This window comes from Streptomyces sp. NPDC088746 (genome assembly GCF_044751065.1).
Lineage (GTDB): Bacteria > Actinomycetota > Actinomycetes > Streptomycetales > Streptomycetaceae > Streptomyces.
This window is the reverse complement of the sequence record NZ_JBIVLA010000003.1, coordinates 456,316-475,946: the sequence shown is the minus strand read 5'-3', so window position 1 is coordinate 475,946 and position 19,631 is coordinate 456,316. Positions and strand designations below refer to the sequence as shown.

At 71.0% G+C, this 19,631-nt stretch carries 18 protein-coding genes and 1 pseudogene; 12 read left to right on the top strand and 7 right to left on the bottom strand.

Annotated elements, in window-relative coordinates:
• Positions 1 to 2: 2 nt before the first annotated feature.
• Genes ACIP63_RS16615 through ACIP63_RS16605 form a run of 3 tightly spaced genes read right to left on the bottom strand, consistent with a single transcriptional unit; the run spans position 3 to position 3,228 of the window.
• Positions 3 to 902 carry a carbohydrate ABC transporter permease gene (locus tag ACIP63_RS16615; RefSeq protein WP_401516194.1) on the bottom strand — a complete coding sequence of 300 codons (900 nt, stop codon included), beginning with the start codon at positions 900 to 902 and terminating at the stop codon, positions 3 to 5.
• A gap of 3 nt (positions 903 to 905) precedes the next feature.
• Positions 906 to 1,835 (bottom strand): carbohydrate ABC transporter permease, encoded by a 930-nt coding sequence (locus tag ACIP63_RS16610; protein WP_401516192.1) that lies wholly within the window; start codon positions 1,833 to 1,835, stop codon positions 906 to 908.
• A gap of 22 nt (positions 1,836 to 1,857) precedes the next feature.
• Positions 1,858 to 3,228, bottom strand: a complete 1,371-nt coding sequence (locus ACIP63_RS16605; protein WP_401516189.1) for an extracellular solute-binding protein — start codon at positions 3,226 to 3,228, stop codon at positions 1,858 to 1,860.
• 272 nt (positions 3,229 to 3,500) lie between these two features.
• Between ACIP63_RS16605 and ACIP63_RS16600 the strand changes: the two genes are divergently transcribed.
• The 3 genes from ACIP63_RS16600 (at position 3,501) to ACIP63_RS16590 (ending at position 6,597) form a co-directional block, all read left to right on the top strand.
• On the top strand, positions 3,501 to 4,559 hold the full coding sequence (locus tag ACIP63_RS16600) for a LacI family DNA-binding transcriptional regulator (protein WP_401516186.1): 1,059 nt from the start codon (positions 3,501 to 3,503) through the stop codon (positions 4,557 to 4,559).
• A 442-nt stretch (positions 4,560 to 5,001) separates the two neighbouring features.
• Positions 5,002 to 5,922, top strand: coding sequence for an AEC family transporter (locus tag ACIP63_RS16595; RefSeq protein ID WP_401516185.1), 921 nt, complete (start codon positions 5,002 to 5,004; stop codon positions 5,920 to 5,922).
• A 108-nt stretch (positions 5,923 to 6,030) separates the two neighbouring features.
• A complete protein-coding gene (locus ACIP63_RS16590; protein ID WP_401516183.1) occupies positions 6,031 to 6,597 on the top strand; it encodes a GNAT family N-acetyltransferase in 567 nt (188 codons plus the stop codon).
• Positions 6,598 to 6,722: 125 nt separating this feature from the next.
• Here ACIP63_RS16590 and ACIP63_RS16585 read toward each other — a convergent pair whose 3' ends face one another.
• Positions 6,723 to 7,172 carry a carboxymuconolactone decarboxylase family protein gene (locus ACIP63_RS16585; protein WP_401516181.1) on the bottom strand — a complete coding sequence of 150 codons (450 nt, stop codon included), beginning with the start codon at positions 7,170 to 7,172 and terminating at the stop codon, positions 6,723 to 6,725.
• A gap of 82 nt (positions 7,173 to 7,254) precedes the next feature.
• Between ACIP63_RS16585 and ACIP63_RS16580 the strand changes: the two genes are divergently transcribed.
• A complete protein-coding gene (locus ACIP63_RS16580) occupies positions 7,255 to 8,139 on the top strand; it encodes a sigma-70 family RNA polymerase sigma factor (RefSeq protein WP_401516179.1) in 885 nt (294 codons plus the stop codon).
• Here ACIP63_RS16580 and ACIP63_RS16575 read toward each other — a convergent pair.
• Complete coding sequence (locus ACIP63_RS16575) at positions 8,096 to 9,016, bottom strand: alpha/beta hydrolase (protein WP_401516176.1); 921 nt, start codon at positions 9,014 to 9,016, stop codon at positions 8,096 to 8,098. The two genes, ACIP63_RS16580 and ACIP63_RS16575, sit on opposite strands and share 44 nt — an antisense overlap.
• Before the next feature lie 90 nt (positions 9,017 to 9,106).
• On the opposite strand from ACIP63_RS16575, the gene ACIP63_RS16570 reads away from it, so the two are divergent.
• Positions 9,107 to 9,937: a helix-turn-helix domain-containing protein gene (locus tag ACIP63_RS16570; protein WP_401516175.1), complete on the top strand. Its 831-nt coding sequence runs from the start codon at positions 9,107 to 9,109 to the stop codon at positions 9,935 to 9,937.
• A 97-nt stretch (positions 9,938 to 10,034) separates the two neighbouring features.
• Positions 10,035 to 10,253 carry an MbtH family protein gene (locus tag ACIP63_RS16565; RefSeq protein ID WP_401516172.1) on the top strand — a complete coding sequence of 73 codons (219 nt, stop codon included), beginning with the start codon at positions 10,035 to 10,037 and terminating at the stop codon, positions 10,251 to 10,253.
• A 74-nt stretch (positions 10,254 to 10,327) separates the two neighbouring features.
• Here the strand turns inward: ACIP63_RS16565 and ACIP63_RS16560 are convergent, their stop codons facing one another.
• Positions 10,328 to 11,368, bottom strand: a complete 1,041-nt coding sequence (locus tag ACIP63_RS16560) for a bile acid:sodium symporter family protein (RefSeq protein ID WP_401516169.1) — start codon at positions 11,366 to 11,368, stop codon at positions 10,328 to 10,330.
• A gap of 71 nt (positions 11,369 to 11,439) precedes the next feature.
• Positions 11,440 to 13,062: an ABC-F family ATP-binding cassette domain-containing protein gene (locus ACIP63_RS16555; protein ID WP_401516167.1), complete on the bottom strand. Its 1,623-nt coding sequence runs from the start codon at positions 13,060 to 13,062 to the stop codon at positions 11,440 to 11,442.
• Positions 13,063 to 13,675: 613 nt separating this feature from the next.
• Between ACIP63_RS16555 and ACIP63_RS16550 the strand changes: the two genes are divergently transcribed.
• From ACIP63_RS16550 to ACIP63_RS16525, 6 genes and pseudogenes are all read left to right on the top strand, one after another.
• Positions 13,676 to 14,809, top strand: coding sequence for a PP2C family protein-serine/threonine phosphatase (locus ACIP63_RS16550; RefSeq protein WP_401516165.1), 1,134 nt, complete (start codon positions 13,676 to 13,678; stop codon positions 14,807 to 14,809).
• A 115-nt stretch (positions 14,810 to 14,924) separates the two neighbouring features.
• Positions 14,925 to 16,559, top strand: coding sequence for an MFS transporter (locus ACIP63_RS16545; RefSeq protein WP_401516162.1), 1,635 nt, complete (start codon positions 14,925 to 14,927; stop codon positions 16,557 to 16,559).
• A gap of 64 nt (positions 16,560 to 16,623) precedes the next feature.
• Positions 16,624 to 16,740 (top strand): annotated as a pseudogene (locus ACIP63_RS16540) (aldolase); the annotation flags it as partial.
• Between the two features lie 69 nt (positions 16,741 to 16,809).
• Complete coding sequence (locus ACIP63_RS16535; RefSeq protein WP_401516159.1) at positions 16,810 to 17,376, top strand: PadR family transcriptional regulator; 567 nt, start codon at positions 16,810 to 16,812, stop codon at positions 17,374 to 17,376.
• Between the two features lie 49 nt (positions 17,377 to 17,425).
• On the top strand, positions 17,426 to 19,144 hold the full coding sequence (locus tag ACIP63_RS16530; RefSeq protein ID WP_401516156.1) for an acyl-CoA dehydrogenase family protein: 1,719 nt from the start codon (positions 17,426 to 17,428) through the stop codon (positions 19,142 to 19,144).
• 105 nt (positions 19,145 to 19,249) lie between these two features.
• Positions 19,250 to 19,606 (top strand): hypothetical protein, encoded by a 357-nt coding sequence (locus ACIP63_RS16525; protein ID WP_401516153.1) that lies wholly within the window; start codon positions 19,250 to 19,252, stop codon positions 19,604 to 19,606.
• Positions 19,607 to 19,631: the final 25 nt, after the last annotated feature.

Sequence of the window (19,631 nt, the reverse complement as noted above, 5' to 3'; positions counted from 1 at the left end):
GATCAGGAGCCGCCGAGCCCGGTGGTGGCGACCGAGCTGACGATGCGGCGCTGGAAGAGCAGGAACACCACGACCAGCGGCAGCGCCGCCAGCAGGGCCGATGCCATGGCCTGGGCGTACTGGATCCCGAAGGCGTCCTTGACGGTGGCCAGCCCCACCGGGAGCGTCATCAGGTCGGGATCGTTGATGACGATGAACGGCCACAGGAAGTTGTTCCACGCACCGATGAACACGAAGATCGAGACGGCCGCCACGATCGGCCGGGAGAGCGGCAGCACGACCGACCGGAAGACGCGCACCTCGGACGCGCCGTCGAGCCGGGCCGCGTCCTCCAGCTCCCGGGGTATGCCGTCGAAGAACCGCTTCAGGATGAACACCATCATGGGCGCCACGACCTGGGGCAGGATCATCGCCGCGTAGGTGTCCACCAGGTTGAACATCAGCATCTGCTCGAACAGGGGCACGACGAGCAGTTGCGGCGGGACCATGACCGCCGCGACGGTCACGGCCATCAGTCCACGGCGGCCGCGGAACGTCCCGCGCGAGAAGCCGTAGGCGGCCAGGGTGGAGATCACGACGGTGATCAGGGTGACCAGTCCGGCCACCAGGAAACTGTTCGCCGCCCAGAGGACCACGTTGCCGCGTTCCAGGATCTGCTCGTAGGCGGACAGGGTGAAGGCGCCCTTGAACGGGGAGAGCCCCGGCTTGGACACGTCCTGCTCACTCTGGAGAGACGTGGCCACCGCCCAGAGGAACGGCAGCAGCCAGACGGCCGCCAGCACGGTGAGCGCGGTCCCTGCGAGGACGCGCGGCAGCCGGCCGTGGCCGAGGAGCAGGGGGGATCCGGACGGGCCCCCGGGCGGGCGGCGCCGGGTCCGCACGGTGGTTGCGGTGGTGGACATCGGTCAGTCCTCCTGGCGGAAGAGACGGAGCTGCGCGAGCGAGACGACGATCACGAGGGCGAAGAAGACGTAGGAGACCGCGGAGGCGTAGCCCAGCCGGTAACCGGTGAACCCGACGTCGTAGACGTACTCGAGGATGGGGCGGGTCGAGCCGTTGGGGCCGCCCTTGGTGAGGATGTAGATCTGGTCGAACACCTTCAGCGAGGCGAGGATCTGGAGCATCGAGACCAGGACGGTGGTCCTGCGCAGCTGGGGGAGGGTGACGGACCACAGGCGGCGCCACGCGCCGGCGCCGTCGAGTGCGGCGGCCTCGTCGTACGTCGTCGGCAGGGACTGCAGAGCGGCGAGGTAGAGCAGGAAGTTGAAGCCGACGGTCCACCACACCGTGAGCGCGGCCACCGACCACATCGCGACGGCTTCGTCGGACAGCCAGCCGACCGGTTCGAAGCCGAGCGTCCTGAGCAGTTCGTTGCCGAGGCCGATGTCCGGCTGGTAGAGCCAGGTCCAGATGAGGGTCACCACGGTCACCGGCAGCAGGTACGGCACGAAGAAGGACAGCCGCCACACCCACTGGCCGGCCAGGCCGCTGTGCACCAGGACTGCCATGACCAGGGCGACCAGCACCAGGGGGATGCTGGAGAGGGCGGTGAAGAGGACCGTGTTGCCGAGACTGCTCCAGACGTCCGGGTCGCCGAAGGCCTCGGCGTAGTTGTCGAACCCCACGAACGACGTGTCGCGCAGCGTGAGGGAACTGTCGGTGAAACTCATCCAGAGGCCCTGGACCACGGGCCACACCAGGAAGAGGACGAAGGGGACCGCGAAGGGCAGGACGAAGAGCAGGCCCGGGCCGCGCCGGCGGGAGCGGCGGGGAGGCGGGGAGAGGGGCCGTTCGCCGGCGGGCGCGGGGGCCGCGACGGGCGTGGTGGTGGTCACGTCGGTAACTCCTTCTGCTCGGTCAGGCCACCGGATTGGGCTGCCGCAGCAGCGTGTTCGCCTCACGGACCATCTGCCGCACCGCCTTCTCGGCGGAGGTGTTGCCGAGCAACGCCGACTGGAGGGGCTGGCACATGCGGTTCTGGAAGTTCGATGCCGCCCCGGCGAACCAGTTCGGCGGATCGAGGACCGCCACCTCCCCCGCGTCGGCGTACGAGGACTGGGGCTTCAGCGCCGCGTACTCCGGCTCGGCGAGCACCGGCTGGTACGCCGGGATGTGCCCCGCGCTCGCCCAGGTCAGGCTCTGCTTGAGTATCTGGGCGACGTAGCGGTGCGCCTCCCTGCGGCGGGCCGGGTCCGGGCTGCTCTGGTGCGGCAGGACGAAGCTGTGGGAGTCGGTGTAGACGGCGGGCCGGCCGAACACCTGCGGGAAGGGCGCGGCTCCGAGCGGGATCCCGGACTTCTGGAGCGTCGGCAGCTCCCACTCCCCGAGCATGGCCATGCCTCCGCGACCGCCCAGGAAGCCGGCCAGCGCGCTGTTGTAGTCCAGGTTGTTGGGATTCGTTTTGCCGTCGAAGAGCTGCTGCATGAACGACACGACCTGTACCGCCGCGTCGGTGTCGATCTCGGCCGGCCCGCCGTCCGGCAGGGTGAAGGCCGCACCGGTCTGCGCGTAGAGCGCGGCGAACTGCCGCCAGCTCTGGGCGGTGTCGGTGACATGGCCGAAGAGGATGCCGGATTTGCCCGTGACGTCGGCCAGGGCCTTGCCCGCCTCCAGGAGCGCCTTCGGCGAACCCATGGGGGCGAGTTCGCCCTTGGGGTCGAGGAGGCCCGCCTCGCCCGCGGCCTTCCGGTCGTAGAAGACGATGAACGGGTGGACGTCCAGGGGGATGGCGTAGACACGCCCCTGATGCTTCGTGCGGGACCAGACCGCCGGTGTGAAGTCCTTCTCGGTGACGCCGAACTCGGCCAGCAGATCGAGGTCGAAGGGGTCCAGCAGCCCGCCGGGCGCGTAACCGGCCAGCCGGGACAGGTGCAGGACGGCCACGTCGGAGGCGCGTCCGCCCGCTGCGGACATGGCGAGCTTCGTGTAGTACGACGGCCCCCAGTCGAGGATGGTGCGGTCGATCCGGAAGCCCTCGGGACCCTGGGAGACGGCCTTGATCATGTCGTTCATCAGCATGCCGTCACCGCCCTGGAACAGGTCCCAGACGCTCAGCGCCGAGGCATCGGAGGCGGAGGCGGGGGAGGAGCACCCCGCCAGGGGGCCCATGGCGAGCAGCGCGCCCGCCCCGGCTGTTCCGTGACGCAGGAACCGGCGACGGCCGATTCCGGGTGCGGGGCCGGAGCCGGGCACGGCCGACGCCTCGTGGGCGGAGGACGAAAAACTCATCGCGGACCTTTCGACGGCCGGACGCTCATGCCGGATCGGCGGTGGACCGGCCCGTGCGGGCGGGTCCACCGCACACGGCAGGTGGGTGGCCGCACTGGCTGAAACGGTGCGGTCACATGTTTTTACATCGATGTACATTGGCTGTAAAGAGTTCGAGCGGTACGGGTGTTCGAGACCTGCGGGGCGCACCTCGTACGGTGTCCGACGCCTCCGACGGCCCCCGGAACGCCGGGACATAGAATCGGCAGCGTTCGAGGGCAGGGAGGTCGGCCGTGGCACGGCCCAGGATCAAGGACGTCGCACGGCACGCGGGGGTGTCGGAGAAGACGGTCTCCAACGTGATCAACGACTACGTCCATGTCTCCGAACGGACCCGGCGCGTGGTCCGCGAGTCCATCGAGCACCTCGGGTACCGGGTGAACCTGGCGGGCCGCCATCTGCGGAAGGGGCGCACGGGCATCATCGCCCTCGTCGTTCCGGAGCTGGACGTCCCGTACTTCGCGGAGCTCGCCCGGCACGTGATCCGCGAGGCGGAGCAGCTCTCGCTCACGGTGCTGATCCATCAGAGCGGAGCGGACCGCGAGCACGAGCTGGCCGCACTCGCCGGCTTCGGCTCCGACTTCGTCGACGGGATCATCCTCAGCCCGCTCGCCCTCACCGCGGACGACGTCCGTCAGCGGGCCGGCGTTCCGCCGACCGTGCTGCTCGGGGAACTGCTGGAGGAAGGGGCCGACCATGTCGCCATCGACAACGAGAAGGCCGCGCGTCAGGCCACCGAGCACCTGATCGCCCTCGGGCGCCGGAACATCCTCGCGGTCGGTGGACACGAGGCCCCGGGCCTCGGGACCGCGGAGGCCCGCACGCGTGGCTACCTCGCGGCCCTGGCCGAGGAGGGCCTCACCCACCACCCGGACGCGCTGCTGGCGGTGGACGACTTCAGAATGCCCGCCGGCGCCCGGGCGGTGAGCCGGGCACTCGACGCCGGCCTGCGGCCGGACGCTCTGCTGTGCCTCAACGACCAGCTCGCCCTGGGGGCGTTGCGGGCGCTCCACGAACACGGGCTCCGCGTGCCCGAGGACGTGGCGGTGATCGGTTTCGACGACGTGGAGGGGGGCCGGTTCAGCGTCCCGACGCTGAGCACCGTGGCGCCGGACAAGGCGGCGGTGGCCAGGGTCGCCGTCCAGCTCCTCAACCACCGCATCGAGGAAGCGGCAGCGCTGACCCCGCAGACGGACGACCCCGGGGGCTCCGGTGTCCAGGCACCTCAGGACCGCGTGGTGGCTCACCGTCTCGTGCTGCGTGAGAGCACCGAGGGCCCCGAGCCCCGCTGACACCGGCCGCGGCTCCGCACCGGCCGGTCCCGCCCGCCGCGCCCCCGGCACCGGGTGCGCCGTGGGGGGCCGCTCCACTACGCCGACCCCGCCATCGCCGCGGTCACGGCGACGAGCCCTCCTGCGCACCGCGTCGGTCGGCGAGGTCGGCGGCCGCCTCGGCTGTGCCTCCCCCGCAGCGTTCACCGCGGCTTTCACGCGTGCCTTCGGCACACCGCCGTTCCGCTTCGCGGCCGCAGGGGCCGGGAGTGCGCGCAGAACCCGCTCCGGGCGACCGGTCGCCGAGGACCGCGCCACGGTGACCGTAGGCTAAGCCCTGGTCAACGCATCGGCGGGCGGCTTCCGAGCGGGAGCGGGGGGCCGGAGCCCCGCGCGGTCCCGGCCGGGGTGGCCGTCGCCCGCTCGCTGACCGGACGCGTACGACCCATGAGCAAGGAAGTCCATGCAGGGAGTTCTCACCGGTTTCGCGGTGATCGCTGTCGTCATCGGCATCGGCTACGTCCTCGGGCGCCGCGGACACCTGGGGGACGAAGGCCGAACGGTCCTGACCAGGCTCGCCTTCAACGTGGCGACCCCCGCCCTGCTCTTCACGACCCTGGCGGGCGCGGACCTGTCGGTCATCTTCTCCCAACGGCTCCTCGTCACCGCGGCGGGAACCGCCTCCGCGGCCGCCCTCTTCATCGCCGTAGGACTCCTACGACGATGGGGCACGGGACAGATCACCATCGGAGCCCTGTGCTCCAGCTACGTCAACGCCGGGAACCTCGGAATCCCGATCGCCGTCTACGTGCTGGGCGACGCCTCCCTCGTCGCCCCCGTCCTGCTCTTCCAGCAGATCGTCGTCACCCCGCTGGCCCTGACCGTCCTCGACCTGAACCGGCCCGGTGAGCCCCGCCCTCTCCTGCGGCGCCTGACCACACCGCTCCGCAATCCGATGGCCGTCGGCTCACTCTCAGGCGTCGTCGTGGCCGCCACCGGATGGACCGTCCCGTCACCGGCCCTCGAACCCCTCACCCTCATCGGCAACATGTCCGTCCCCGCGGTCCTGCTGGCCTTCGGGATCTCCCTGCGCGGCAGCGGCATACCCGCCCGGGGGGACAACCGGGCCGCCGTCGTCCTGTCCGCCACGCTCAAGACGACCGTCCAGCCGCTCATCGCCTGGAGCATCGGCGCGGGCGTCTTCCATCTCCAGGGCGCCGCTCTCCTCGACGTCGTCGTGACCTCGGCGCTGCCCGCGGCGCAGAACCTCTACACCTACGCCTCGCAGTACCGGGTCGGCGAACAGATCGCCCGGGAATCCATCCTGCTGTCCACCGTGGCCTCGATCCCCGTACTGGTCGCCGTCGCCGCGCTCCTGGGATAGCCGGACCCGGCGCCCGCCGGGCCGGCGACCGAGCGCCGCCGCTAGTGTGTCCCGTCCGACGGGCACGGCCGTGAGCGCCCTGCAACCGACACAGGACGGGTGGGTGCGATGAGTGACATGTGGACCGGGGAGAAGGTACGCCTGCGAGGTGTCGAGCCCGACGACTGGGAGGGCTTCCGCGACCTGGCCCGGAACACCCTCGACGTCCGTAACGCGGACCAGGTCGAACCTCCGCGCTCCGCCGAGAGTTTCCGGTCCTGGACCGAAGAGCGGGCCGGGCGCCCACCGGGAGGCGAAGCCTTCCGCCTGGTGGTGGAGGGGCTGGCGGACCGGGCTTTCGTGGGGTCCGTGACGGTCGGGGAGACCGACAGCCGTGCGGGACGGTTCAGGACCGGCATCGAGATCAGCCGCGACCACCGCCGCAGAGGGTATGCGGCCGAGGCGACAGAACTCGTCCTCACCTACATGTTCGCCGAGCAGCGCTACAACAAGTGCGAGGTGGAGGTCTACGCCTTCAACGACAGCTCACTCGCGCTCTACCGCAGGCTGGGCTTCGTCGAGGAGGGCCGGCTCCGCGAGCACGAGTTCTTCGCCGGCGGCTACCACGACGTGGTGCTGCTCGGCATCACCGCCGCCGAACACTGGGCCGCACACCGGCGTCCCTCGGTGCGGTGACCTCCTCGGCCCCGCGTGCCGCACGCTTCGACGCCCGCCCCGGCACCCGGAGTTCGAGTCCGTGACGGGCGTCGTCCCCCGGCGTCACGAAGGCGCGGCCTCCAGGGGGATGAAGCCTGCCCCGCTCACCAGGTCTTGCCGGCCTGCTCCCGGATCGTGCGGTTGATCCGGTTGAAGAAGTTGGTCGTCGCGATCTCCAGGATGATCGCGCCCAGTTGCTCCTCGGTGAAGTGGTCGGCGGCGGCGTCCCAGACCTCATCGGTGACGCCCGGTGCGCCGTCCTGGATACGGGTGGCGGCTTCGGTCAGGGCGAGGGCGGCCCGTTCCTCATCGGTGTAGAACGGCGTCTCGCGCCACGCGACCACGTTGTGCAGCCGCTCCTCGGCCTCACCGGCCTTCCTCGCGGCCTCGACCGAGGCGAAGACGCACGGGCCGCACCCGTTGATCTGGCTGGTGCGCAGGTGGACCAGGGACAGCAGCCGACTGTCCACGCCCCCCGCATGAATCGCCTTGTACAGGTGCTGAATCGCTGTGATCACATCGGGACCGGCCGGGCTCGTCACACGTGCTTCCATCGGTTCTGCTCCTTCATCGGTTACCTGCGCCCTTCCGGGCTCGTCATACGCATGACGGAGCAGAGCCGAGGAAGGTAACACCATGGCCGACACCAGCCCGACGGACCCGATAGCCGAGACGTTCGAGGCCCAGCGAGACCGGCTGCGCGCGGTCGCCCACCGCATGCTCGGGTCGCACGCCGACGCCGAGGACGTGGTCCAAGAGGCGTGGCTGCGCCTCTCCCGGCAGGACACGGCGGCCATTCACAACCTCGCGGGATGGCTGACCACGGTGGTGGGCCGGATCAGCCTCGACGTCCTGCGCTCGCGCCAGGCCCGCCCGGAGGCGTCCTACGAGGACGGGCTGCCCGATCTCGTGGTGACGCTCGACGACAACCCCGCCCCCGAGGACGACGCGGTGCTCGCCGACTCGGTGGGGCTCGCGCTCCTCGTCGTCCTCGAATCGCTCGGACCGGGCGAACGGCTGGCGTTCGTGCTGCACGACCTGTTCGCGGTGCCGTTCGACGAGATCGGCCGCATTCTCGGCAGGTCCACCGCTGCCACCAAGATGCTCGCCAGCCGCGCCCGCAGGAAGGTGCGGACGACGGAACGACCCACCGGCGCCGGCCGGGAGCAGCGAGAGGTGGTCCAGGCCTTCCTGGCCGCGGCTCGCAACGGCGACTTCCAGGAGCTGCTGCGGGTACTCGACCCCGAGGTGAAGCTGACCGTCGACACCCCGTCCGGCGTGGTCGTCGCCCTCGGCGCCACCCGCGTCGCAGCCGGCGCGCAACTGTCCGCCGGTGCGGCCGCACAGGGACAAGCGGTGCTCGTCAACGGCGCCCCAGGGGTCATGTCCTGGCACGAGGACGGCACCCCGCTCTCCGTCCTCGCGTTCACCGTCGTCGACGGCCGTATCACCGGCATCACGGCCGTGACCGCCCCGGTCAAGCTCGCGTCGATGGACCTGCCGGCCCGTGTGCGACGGTGAGATGGGTGGCGTAGAAGGAGCTGAGCCTGGCCACCGCCGGGGTGACATGCTCGTCCCGGTCATAGAGGGAGACGTGGGTGCCTCCGTCGATGACGAAGAGTTCCTTGGGCTCCGCCGCCCTCTCGATGGCCTCCTGGCTGATGTACGCCGTGTTCGCGTCCGACCCGATGATCATCAACAGGGGGCGCGGCGAGATGAGGCGGATCCGTGCATACGAGTCGTACTGGATGATCCGGTCGAGGCTGTGGACGGGCCAGGGCAGGACCGCGCGGGGGTGGTGCCCGCGTGGGGTGCGGTAGTACTCGTACGTCTCCGCGTCCACGGCCTCGGTGATCCACTCCTGGCGGTGGACGGCCTCGCCGCGGGCCTCCGCGGTGCGGGCGGCCGCGGCGAGTTCGAGCATCGAGCGCATGACCGGAGGATGCTGGGCGCGGCCGAGACCGTCGCGCATCACCGACCCCAGATCGCCCGCACTCACGGTGGCGACGGCCTTGATGCGCAGGTCTGTCTGGGCCGCGTAGGGGACGTAGCCGCCGGAGGCGCAGATCCCCAGGGCGCCGATCCGGTCGGAATCGATCTCCTCGCGGGTGGTCAGGGAGCTCACGGCGGACTTGATGTCCTCGGCGCGCTGGAAAGGGTCCTCCAGGCCGCGCGGTTCGCCCTCGCTCTCGCCCTGGTAGGCGGCGTCGAACACCAGGGCGGCGAAGCCCTCGTGGGCCAGGCGCTCGGCGTAGATGCTCGCCGTCTGCTCCTTCACGCCGCCGCTCGGATGGCCGACGACGACGGCCGGGAGCCGAGCTGCGGTGGGCGTGTCCGGCAGGAAGAGAATGCCGGAGAGCGTCAGGCTGCTGCTGAGGAAGGTGACGTCCGTCTTCATGACACCGAGCCTGGCAGGCCCCCCACGCCGGTATAAGGGGCCGGAGCCGGCCCCCTCACAGGCCGGTGTCCCGGTGCGAGACTTGACCGCATGAGCAGCCAACTGGGTGACTTCCTCAAAGCGCGGCGCGGGGAGCTGAGCCCCGCGACGGCCGGGCTCCCCGACGACGGCCGGCGGCGGGTCCCGGGCCTGCGCCGGGAGGAGATCGCTCTGCTGGCTTCGATCAGCCCCGGCTACTACACCCGCCTGGAACAGGGCCGCCGCCGGGCCTCCGAGCCGGTGCTGGACGCCCTCGCACGCGCACTGCGGCTCAGCGAGGACGAGCGCGCCTACCTTTTCGAGCTCTCGGGGAAGGACGCCGGACGACCGCGCCGACGGCCCGCCCAACGGGTCCGGCCACAGCTGCAGCGCCTGCTCGACGACTTCACGGACACCCCGGCCCTCGTCCTGGGGCGGTGCACCGACGTTCTGGCGTGGAATCCGCAGGCCGCCGCGCTGTTCACCGACTTCTCGCTCCTTCCCCGGGAGCGACGCAATTTCGTGCGCCTGGTGTTCCGCGACCCGACGGTACGGGCCCTCTACACCGACTGGGAATACATGGCGCGTGCCTGCGTGGCGCAGCTGCGGATGGAGGCGGCACGGGATCCGGAGAATCCGCGCCTGACGGCCCTGGTGGGAGAACTGTCGGTGCGGGACCCTGACTTCCGGACGTGGTGGGGCGACCACCGTGTGGCCGTGCGGACGGCGGGAACCAAGGCGCTGCGCCACCCGGTCGTGGGTGAACTCGCCCTCGACTGGTCCGCACTGACCGACGCGTCGGACCCGGACCAGCACCTCATCGCCCTGACCGCCGCGCACGGCACCTCCTCCCACGACGGCCTGCGTCTCCTGGGCGCCCTCGCGGCCGCACCCTCCACGTAGCCACCGTTTGTGACCTGTGGGGCGTCAACCGGGAGCGGTCCGGGTAAGGTGACAGCAACTAAGTGAAGGTAGCCTTACCTAAGTTCAAGGAGTTCCGGTGACCAACCCCTTCGAGGACGAGAACGGCACCTACCTGGTGCTCGTCAACGACGAGGGACAGCACTCGCTGTGGCCTGCCTTCGCCGAGGTGCCCGGCGGCTGGACCGTGGCCCATCAGGAGGACACCCGTCAGGCCTGCCTCGACTACGTGGAGCAGAACTGGACGGACCTGCGGCCCAAGAGCCTGATACGGAGCATGGCGTCCAGGCCGGTGTGAACCCTGTGGAACGCCCGAAGGCGTTCGTCCGGCACTCCGGACGAACGCCTTCGGCGGTGAACTGCGGCGTGAGGTCAGGACTCCTCGGCGGCCGCGGTCCTCGGCGCCGGGGCGGCGACCGCCGGTGCCGCCTCGTCACGCCGCGACCGGTGGGCCATCCAGGCGGCGACCAGCGCGCCCGAGATGTTGTGCCACACGGAGAACACCGCGGCCGGCAGGGCGGCCAGCGGGCTGAAGTGAGCGGTCGCCAGCGAGGCGGCGAGCCCGGAGTTCTGCATGCCGACCTCGAAGGCCATGGCGCGGCTCGCGGGCCGGCCGAGCCCTGAGATCTTGCCCGCGCCGTAACCGAGCGCGAGTCCGAGGCCGTTGTGCAGCACGACGGCGATCAGCACGGTCACGGCGGCCGACTTGATCGTGCCGGCGCTGCCCGCCACGACGGCGCAGACGATCGCGGCGATGGCCAGCGACGACAGCCAGGGCATGAGGCCCAGCACCCGGTCGACGAGCTTGCCCGCGACGAGCCGCACCACCAGGCCGCCGAGGACCGGCAGCAGCACCGTCTTGAGGATGTCCGTGATCATCGAGCCGGCGTCCACCGGCAGGTACGCGCCCGCGAGCAGCAGCGTGAGCGGGGGTGTCACCAGAGGGGCGACCAGGGTGGAGACGGTGGCGACGGAGACCGACAGGGCCACGTCGCCGCGGGCCAGGAAGGTCACCACGTTCGACGCCGTTCCGCTCGGCGCGCAGCCGACCAGGATCAGTCCGGCCGCCAGTTGCGGCGGCAGCCCGAGCAGGTGGGCGATGGCCCAGCCCAGCCCCGGCATGATCACGTAGTGCGCGACCAGCCCGATGGCCACGGCCCACGGGCGCTTCACCACACCCCTGAAGTCGAGCGGAGTCATCGTCAGGCCCATGCAGAACATGACGATCCCCAGCAGGTACGGAACCGATTCCGTCCAGCCGTCGAACGTGCCGGGTGTGACGAGACCGGCTACGCCCGCCACAAGCACGAGGACGGGGAACACCGTGACGGCGCGCCTCGCCGCCTTGTCGTCGGAGGCCGGTTGATCAGGGGATATCTGTTCGGTTTGCACAGGCGCGATGAGACGCCGCATGCGCGGGCCTCCGCAAACGCGTCTCACCATATGGGCATCCTGTCCAGGATGCGTCTGCTCGAAGTCCCCGCCTACCAGGGCCGGAGGCGCAGCTCGCGCCCCTGCCAGCGCCTCCGTAGCCAGCGGTCGTGACCGGCCAGCACGATCGCTCCGGGGCCCGCGCCCATGGCGGCCTCGAGTTCGTCGCAGAGCCGGGGGGACAGATGGTTCGTGGGCTCGTCGAGCAGCAGCAACTCCGGCGGATGCGCCACCAGGAGGGCCAGCGCGAGCCTGCGGCGCTGGCCGACGGAGAGGCGCCCGACCTGCTTGCCCAGGTCCGCCTCGCTCATCAGCCCCAGCGAACCCAGTGGCACGGCCTCCGCACGCTCGCTCCCGAGGGCGTGCGCGTAGGTGTCCCGGACGGTGCGGTCCGGCCGTGCGAACACGGTGTCCTGGGCCAGCATCCCCACCGAGAGGCCGCTCTTGCGCCGCACGTCGCCGTCCGCCGCGAGACGTCCGGCGAGCACGGAGAGGAGCGTGGACTTACCCGCCCCGTTGTCACCCGTCACGAGCAGCCGCTCGGTCGCGGCCACGTCGAGGCGGTCGACGGCGAGGCGGCCCCGCACCCGCACGTCCCGCAGGGAGACGAGGAGCCCGTCCGCCGAAGGCCCGGCGAGGGCGGTGCGCCGGAACCGCAGCGGCTGCGGGGGCTCGGCGGTCCTGTGCCGTTCGAGTGCCTCCAGCCGGCGGGCGGCGTTGCGCGCCCGCCGCGAGATCTGGCTCTGCACCCGGTTGGCCCGGACGCCGTAACCCATCTTCTCGTTGTCCCGCGGCCCACGGTCCGGGGCGACGCGGTGCGTGGTGGTGCCGATCGACCGGTGCAGTGCCTCCAGTTCCTCCTGTTCCTCCGCGAAACGCCGTTCCCAGCGCTCCCGTTCGGCCCGCTTCTCGGATTGGTAGGCGGTGTAGTTGCCGCCGTACCGCACCGGCCCGTCCATGGCGGGGTCGAGGTCGACCAGATCCGTGCACACGGCGTCGAGGAAGGCCCGGTCATGGCTCGCCACGACGACGGCGCCCGGCAGGCCGCACACCTGCTCCTCCAGGAACTCCGCGGCACGGTCGTCGAGATGGTTGGTCGGCTCGTCCAGCAGCAGCGCGGAAGGCCTCCGGACCAGCAGGGAAGCCAGGGCCAGGCGCCCACGCTGCCCACCGGACAAGGAGCCCAGCGTCCGGTCCCGCCGGATCCCGCAGAGGCCGAGGCCTTCCAGCACCATCGTGGCGCGCCGGTCGGCGTCCCACGCCTCCCGCTCCTGGGCGCGCTCCAGCCGCCGGCCGTAGGCGTCGAGCAGGGCGGCGTATCCGGGGGAGTCCTCGTCGGCGCGGGCGAGCTCCGCGGAGAGGCGCTCGACCTCGGCGAGATCGTCGCGGACCTCGCTCAGCGCCTCGTCCAGCACGTCGGCGATCGTGGCGGCGGCGGCGAACGGCATCTCCTGGTGCAGGAAGCCCAGATCGGCCGGGCGGGTGATGCTTCCCGCGTCGGGTTCGTCGGCCCCGGCGAGCAGACGGAGCAATGTCGACTTGCCGACGCCGTTCTCCCCGATCAGTCCGATGCGGTGGCCGGGGGGCGCCGTGAGGGAGAAGCCGTCGACCACGCGACCTTCGCCGAAGGAACGGACGATGTCGCGTGCGAGCAGGGCTGCGGAGGCGTCGGACATGGGAGATGACCTCGTGTGCGTGCGGGCGGACGGACTTCCGCCCCGGGCGGACAGGGGGAACGGGAACGACACAGGGCCTCGCGGCAGCGGTGCTGTCGCGCACCTGCCCACGGGCGATCACATCCGGGTGTCACCCGGAGATGTCGTCGTCTCCCACCATGTCCGGTCTCCTCACCGAGAGAGCGATGTCCACGGCGAGCCTAGCAGCCGGCCGTCCCCCGGTCCTGAGGTGCCGTCATGCCTACGTGCCCGAGCCGACCGGGGTCACCGTGACGCGGGAGACGGAGCCGGACCTCCGCCCGCGCGGACGCCGCCGCGCCCGTGCCGCTGCCGTCCTCACCGTCGCAGGCGGTGAGGGAGAGGGCGGCCGCCACTGCGGCGGCGATGACGTCCCCTGTGATGAGGCACCGGCTGCTCCGTACGAGCACTTACGTGGGCAATGCACGCGGCTGTCCCGCGAACGGGTGCGCGCCGGGCCGAAGATCATCACGTCGGAAGGACACCGGCCCGCCCCGCGACCACAAGAGGCTCATGCCCGTCAGAAGCCCCGCCATGTACGCCGGACCGTCGCGCCGGGGATGCGGTGGGCCGTGCTTGCGGGCAGCGTGGGGGAGTGCCGCAGCTGCTGAGAACCCAGTGGATCCCCGTAGGCCTCATCGTGCTGGCCGTGGTGGTCGACCTGGTCACCCCGCACGACGTGACGTCCGCGCCGCTGCTCATGGCGGCGCCCGTCGCCGCCGCGCCGCTCTGCGGCATCCGCGCGATCATCGGCATCGGGCTCACGGCGATGGTCGTCCACGCGTTCCTCGCACGGCTCGACGGAACCTTCGGCTGGCGCGCGGGCATCGCCAACCAGATCACCCTGGCGGCCGTCACCGCCCTCGCCGTCCTGATCCACCGCACACTGCGCAGGCAGTACGCCCGCGCCCGGCGCGCCCAGCACGTCGCGGCCGTCGCCCAGCGGGCCGTGCTGCCCAGGCCCCCGTCGCGGCTGGGGGACCTGCACATCGACGCCCGGTACGTGCCCGCCGAGAGCGAGGCACTGATCGGCGGCGATCTGTACGTGGTGCAGAGCACCCCGTACGGGATCCGGGTCATGGTCGGGGACGTACGGGGGAAGGGGCTCGGGGCGGTCAGCGCCGTCAGCGCCGACCTCGGCGCCTTCCGGTACGCGGCGGACGAGGCCGAGGACCTCCCGCAGCTCGTGACCCGGCTGGAGCGCGCCCTCCTGCGCGAGGGCGGGCGGCGTGGCGGCCAGCAGCAGTCGGAGGGCTTCACGACAGCGCTCATCGCCGAGTTCTCCGCGGACCTGGAGACCGTACGCCTGGTCAACCGGGGCCATCCGCCTCCGGTACTCCTGGACGCACAGGGCCGCACCACCCTTCTCCAGGCGTCCGAGGAGGCGCCCCCGCTGGGGATGAGCGATCTGGGCACGTGGTCCTCCCCGGTCGACAGCTTCCCCTTCCCCGCCGGCTCCACCCTTCTCTGCTTCACCGACGGCGTCACCGAGTCGCGCGACGCGGCCGGACGCTTCTACGACCCCGTCGCACGCCTGCCGCTCGTCCTCGGCAGACGGGCGCGCTCCGGGGGACGCCTCGCTCCGGGGCAGATCCTGGACACGCTGATCCAGGACGTCCGGCGCCACGTCGGCGGCCGGCCGCAGGACGACCAGGCCATGCTGGCCCTGCACCGCTCCCGCACCGAGGACGAACCCGCTCCGCGGGCCAGGGCCGGCCCCCCGGGCTGACGGCCCTCCGGTCACGAAAGAGCGGAGACGCGGAGGAGCTGAGACACCGCCATCCGCCGTACGACGGCCGCGACCTGGATGTGCGAGCCCTTCCCATCCGGTTGACACTCGGACCATGCGCACCGACAGTCCCGCCCCGGGCACGGCCGGCCCCCCTGCCGCAGGGGGAGCCGCCAACCAGACGCTGGCCCTCGCGGCGATGCTCTTCGCCGTGTCGATGACGTTCATCGACCAGACGATCGTCGCCGTCGCCGCGCCGAGCATCATCGACGAACTCGGTCTCTCGTCCTCCGGTATGCAGTGGGTCGTCAATGCCTACCTGCTCGCCCTCGCCGCCTTCTTCGCGCTCGGCGGGCGGCTGTCCGACATCTTCGGCCACCGTCGGGTGATGCTGATCGGCACGCTCCTGTTCGTCGTCTCCTCCGTGCTGTGCGGCTGCGTCCCGGAGGGCGGTTTCGCACAGGCCTGGCTGATCATCTTCCGCGCCACCCAGGGACTCGGCGCGGCGCTCATGTTCCCCGCCGCGCTCGCCGTGGTCATCGCCGTCTTCCCCGTGGAGAGGCGCGGCCGTGCGCTCGCGCTGTTCTTCGGTCTCTCCGGAGCGCTCACCGCGGTCGGGCCGTTGCTCGGCGGCTGGCTGACGGCCTGGACCTGGCGGGCGATCTTCTGGGTGAACGTGCCGATCGCCGTCATCGCCCTGGTCCTGGCCGTCATGGCCCACATCCCCGAGACCCGCCGGCGCGAGAAGCTGGACGTGCCCGGTGCCGTCCTGGTCGCCGTGGGCATGGGGCTGAGCGTGCTCGGGTTCCAGCAGGCGTCCGCGTGGGGCTGGAGCAGCGTCGCCACCTGGGCGTGCGTCGTGGGCGGGCTCGTCGTCCTGGCGGTGTTCTGCCGCTACGAACTCGGGGTGGCGGAACCGCTCATCAAGCTGCGTGTCTACCGCGACCGGGCGTTCACCGTCGACATGCTCGTCCTCTTCTTCGCGATGCTGGCCTTCGTCCCGGTCTTCTTCTTCGCGTCCGTCTACGCACAGGTCTCGCTGAGCGCCTCGCCGAACCAGGCCGCCCTGTACCTGCTCTACTTCTTCATCGGGTTCGGGATCGCGTCCCAGTGGGGCGGCCGCATCCTGGACCGGCGCGGAGCCCGTCCGGCGATGAAGCTCGGGACGGCGCTCGGCGCGGTCGGGTTCGCCCTGTGGGCGAACAAGCTGACGGACCTGTCGATGCACGACCAGTGGCCGTACGCCGCGCTCGCGGGAGCGGGCATCGGCTTCCTCCTCGCCCCGGCCTCCACCGACGCGGTCAACCGGTCGATCGGCGCCTCGTACGGCGAGGTCACCGGCATCACCCAGACCGTGCGCAACTACGCGGCGAGCATCGGGATCGCCGTCTTCGGGACGGTCCTCACCCACGTCACCACCGACAGGGTCGTGGAGACCCTCACGTCCGGAGGAGTGCCGGCAGGCGCGGCGAACGACGCCGCCAGATCGGTCGCGGAGGCCGTCACCGGAAATCCGGACGCGCAGGAGCCGTCCGGCGGCGGCCGGGTCGCCACCCTCATGAGGGACTCGATGGACGCGGTCAGAACGGACTTCGCCGAGGCGAACCAGTGGGTGTTCTACGGGATGGCCATCGCGCTCGGTATCGGGTACCTGTGCGCGCTCCGTCATCCCGGGACACGGGTGACCGGAGACTCGGTCACCGAGCCTTCCGGGCAGCCGGGGCGGGGCGGACGGGAAGCCGGAGACTGACGGCGGTACACGCCTCACGTGCGGCCGACGCCCTCTGAGCCCTCCCCGCCGTGTCATGCCTGCCCCCCCCTGCTCGGAGAGGAGCGCGGTGCCGCCGCTGACCCCGTACTTCGTGATGTGCGTCGGCCAGGCCCCGCTCGTCCCGTACGCCCCGCCCGGCAGGTCGTCCAGGCGGCGGCGGGCGGGTGAGGAGCGTCTCACCCGCCCGCCGCCGCTTGCTATGCAACCAGTTGCATAGAACGATCGGGGCATGGCGCTCGAACACGCGATCCTCGTCTCGCTGCTGGAACAGCCGGGCTCGGGCTATGAGCTCGCCCGGCGGTTCGAGCGGTCCATCGGATACTTCTGGACCGCCACGCACCAGCAGATCTACCGCGTCCTCAAGCGCATGGAGAGCGACGGCCTGCTCGACGTCCGCGATGTCCCGCAGGAGCGCCGGCCGGACAAGAAGGAGTACTCCGTCGCCGGCCCGGGCCGCGCCGCCCTCTCCGGCTGGCTGCACGAGCCGATCGAACCCGAGAGCCTCCGCCACGACCTCGCCGTGAAGATCCGTGGTGCGGCCTTCGACGACCCGGCCGCGCTGCTGCACGAGGTCGAGCGGCACCACCGGGTGCACAGCGACCGGCTCGCGCACTACCTCGCCGGGGAGCTGCGTGACTTCACCGGCCCCGGCGCCCCCGCGCCGCTCGACGCGGGGCAGGAGCTGCAGCACGTCGTGCTGCGCGGCGGCATCGCCTACGAGCGCATGACGGTCGCCTGGCTCGACGACGTACTCGCCACTCTTCACCGGCTCGGCGCGTACCACCCGCGCAGCTGAACCCCTCCAGCATCCCCCCGTCCCACCACCTCCCGGAAGGCGTGCCACCATGGCCGACCCGCTGCTGTTCAACCCGCGTACCTACGACCCGGCGTACTTCGACCCGGAGACCCGCAGGCTGCTCCGTGCCACCGTCGACTGGTTCGAGGCCCGCGGCAAGCGCCGGCTGATCGAGGACTACCGGACGCGCGCCTGGCTGGGCGACTTCCTCGAATTCGCCGCGAAGGAAGGCCTCTTCGCCACCTTCCTCACCCCCGCCTCCGCCGCGGAGCGGGACGACCAGCGCTGGGACACGGCCCGGATCGCCGCTCTCAACGAGATCTTCGGGTTCTACGGACTCGACTACTGGTACGCCTGGCAGGTGACCATCCTCGGTCTCGGCCCGGTCTGGCAGAGCGACAACGCCACCGCTCGCAGCCGCGCGGCACAACTCCTCTCCCAGGGGGAGGTGTTCGCCTTCGGCCTCTCGGAGAAGGCGCACGGCGCCGACATCTACTCCACGGACATGCTCCTGGAGCCGGACGGCGACGGAGGCTTCCTGGCCACCGGTTCCAAGTACTACATAGGCAACGGCAACGCCGCCGGACTCGTCTCCGTCTTCGGCAGGCGCACCGACGTCGAGGGTCCGGAGGGCTACGTCTTCTTCGCGGCCGACAGCCGCCACCCCGCCTACCACCTGGTGAAGAACGTCGTCGACTCCTCGAAGTACGTCAGCGAGTTCCGCCTCGACGGCTACCCCGTCGGCCCCGACGACGTCCTGCACACCGGCCGCGCCGCCTTCGACGCCGCCCTCAACACCGTCAACGTGGGCAAGTTCAACCTCTGCACCGCCTCGATCGGCATCTGCGAGCACGCGATGTACGAGGCCGTCACCCATGCGCAGAACCGCATCCTCTACGGCCGCCCCGTCACCGCCTTCCCGCACGTCCGCCGTGAGCTGGCCGACGCCTACGTCCGGCTCGTCGGCATGAAGCTGTTCAGCGACCGTGCCGTCGACTACTTCCGCTCGGCCGGCCCCGACGACCGCCGCTACCTGCTGTTCAACCCGATGACGAAGATGAAGGTGACCACGGAGGGCGAGAAGGTCATCGACCTGATGTGGGACGTCATCGCCGCCAAGGGCTTCGAGAAGGACACGTACTTCGCCCAGGCCGCCGTGGAGATCCGCAGTCTGCCCAAGCTGGAGGGCACGGTTCACGTCAATCTCGCCCTCATCCTGAAGTTCATGCGCAACCACCTGCTGGACCCCGCCGGGTACGCACCCGTGACGACGCGTCTGGACGCCGCGGACGACGCGTTCCTCTTCCGGCAGGGACCGGCCCGCGGCCTCGGCTCCGTACGCTTCCACGACTGGCGTCCGGCCTACGACGCCTACGCCGAGCTCCCCAACGTCGCCCGCTTCCGGGAGCAGGCGGACGCGCTGTGCGACTTCATGTCCGACTCCGCGCCGGACGAGGAGCAGAGCCGCGACCTCGACTTCCTGCTGTCCGTCGGCCAGCTCTTCGCACTGGTGGTGCACGGGCAGCTGATCCTGGAGCAGGCGAGGCTGACCGGACTGGACGAGGACGTGCTCGACGAGCTGTTCTCCGTACTCGTCCGCGACTTCTCCGCGAACGCCGTCGAGCTGCACGGCAAGGACTCCGCGACCGAGGGACAGCAGCGCTGGGCCATCGGCGCCGTGCGGCGTCCCGTCGTGGACGACGCTCGGTCGGCACGGGTCTGGGACCGGGTCGAGGCCCTGTCCGGGGTGTACGAGATGGCTTTGTGACGCCGACCGGGTATTGGGCCGGTCAGGCCCGCATCGCCCGCGCTCACAGGGGCATATGGAAGGTCCGGCAGCCGGAACGGCCGGCTGCGAGGCAAGGGGATGACCATGGAAAGGGTCTGGGCCGGGCGGGCACAGGCGGACGGCGCACTGGATGACGGCGTCATCGGGTACGACGTGGAAGCACCGGACGGCAGCGTGGGCACCGTCATCAGGCTCTCGCCGGTACCGGGGTTCGACCACCTGGTGATCGACGCGGGGGTCTGGAAGTTCGGGAGAAGCGTCGTCGTGCCCGCCGGCATGGTGACCGGCGTCGACGACGCCGAGCGTGTGATCAAGGTCGGGTGCACCAAGGAGCAGATCAAGGAGGCCCCGCGCTTCGAGCGTGATCAGGACACCGGGGACCTCTTCTATCTGCGTCGGCTCGGTGCGTACTACGAATCGCTGACAGCTGCCCACGGGTGAGCGGGTCCGGGTCCGGCGCCGTCGA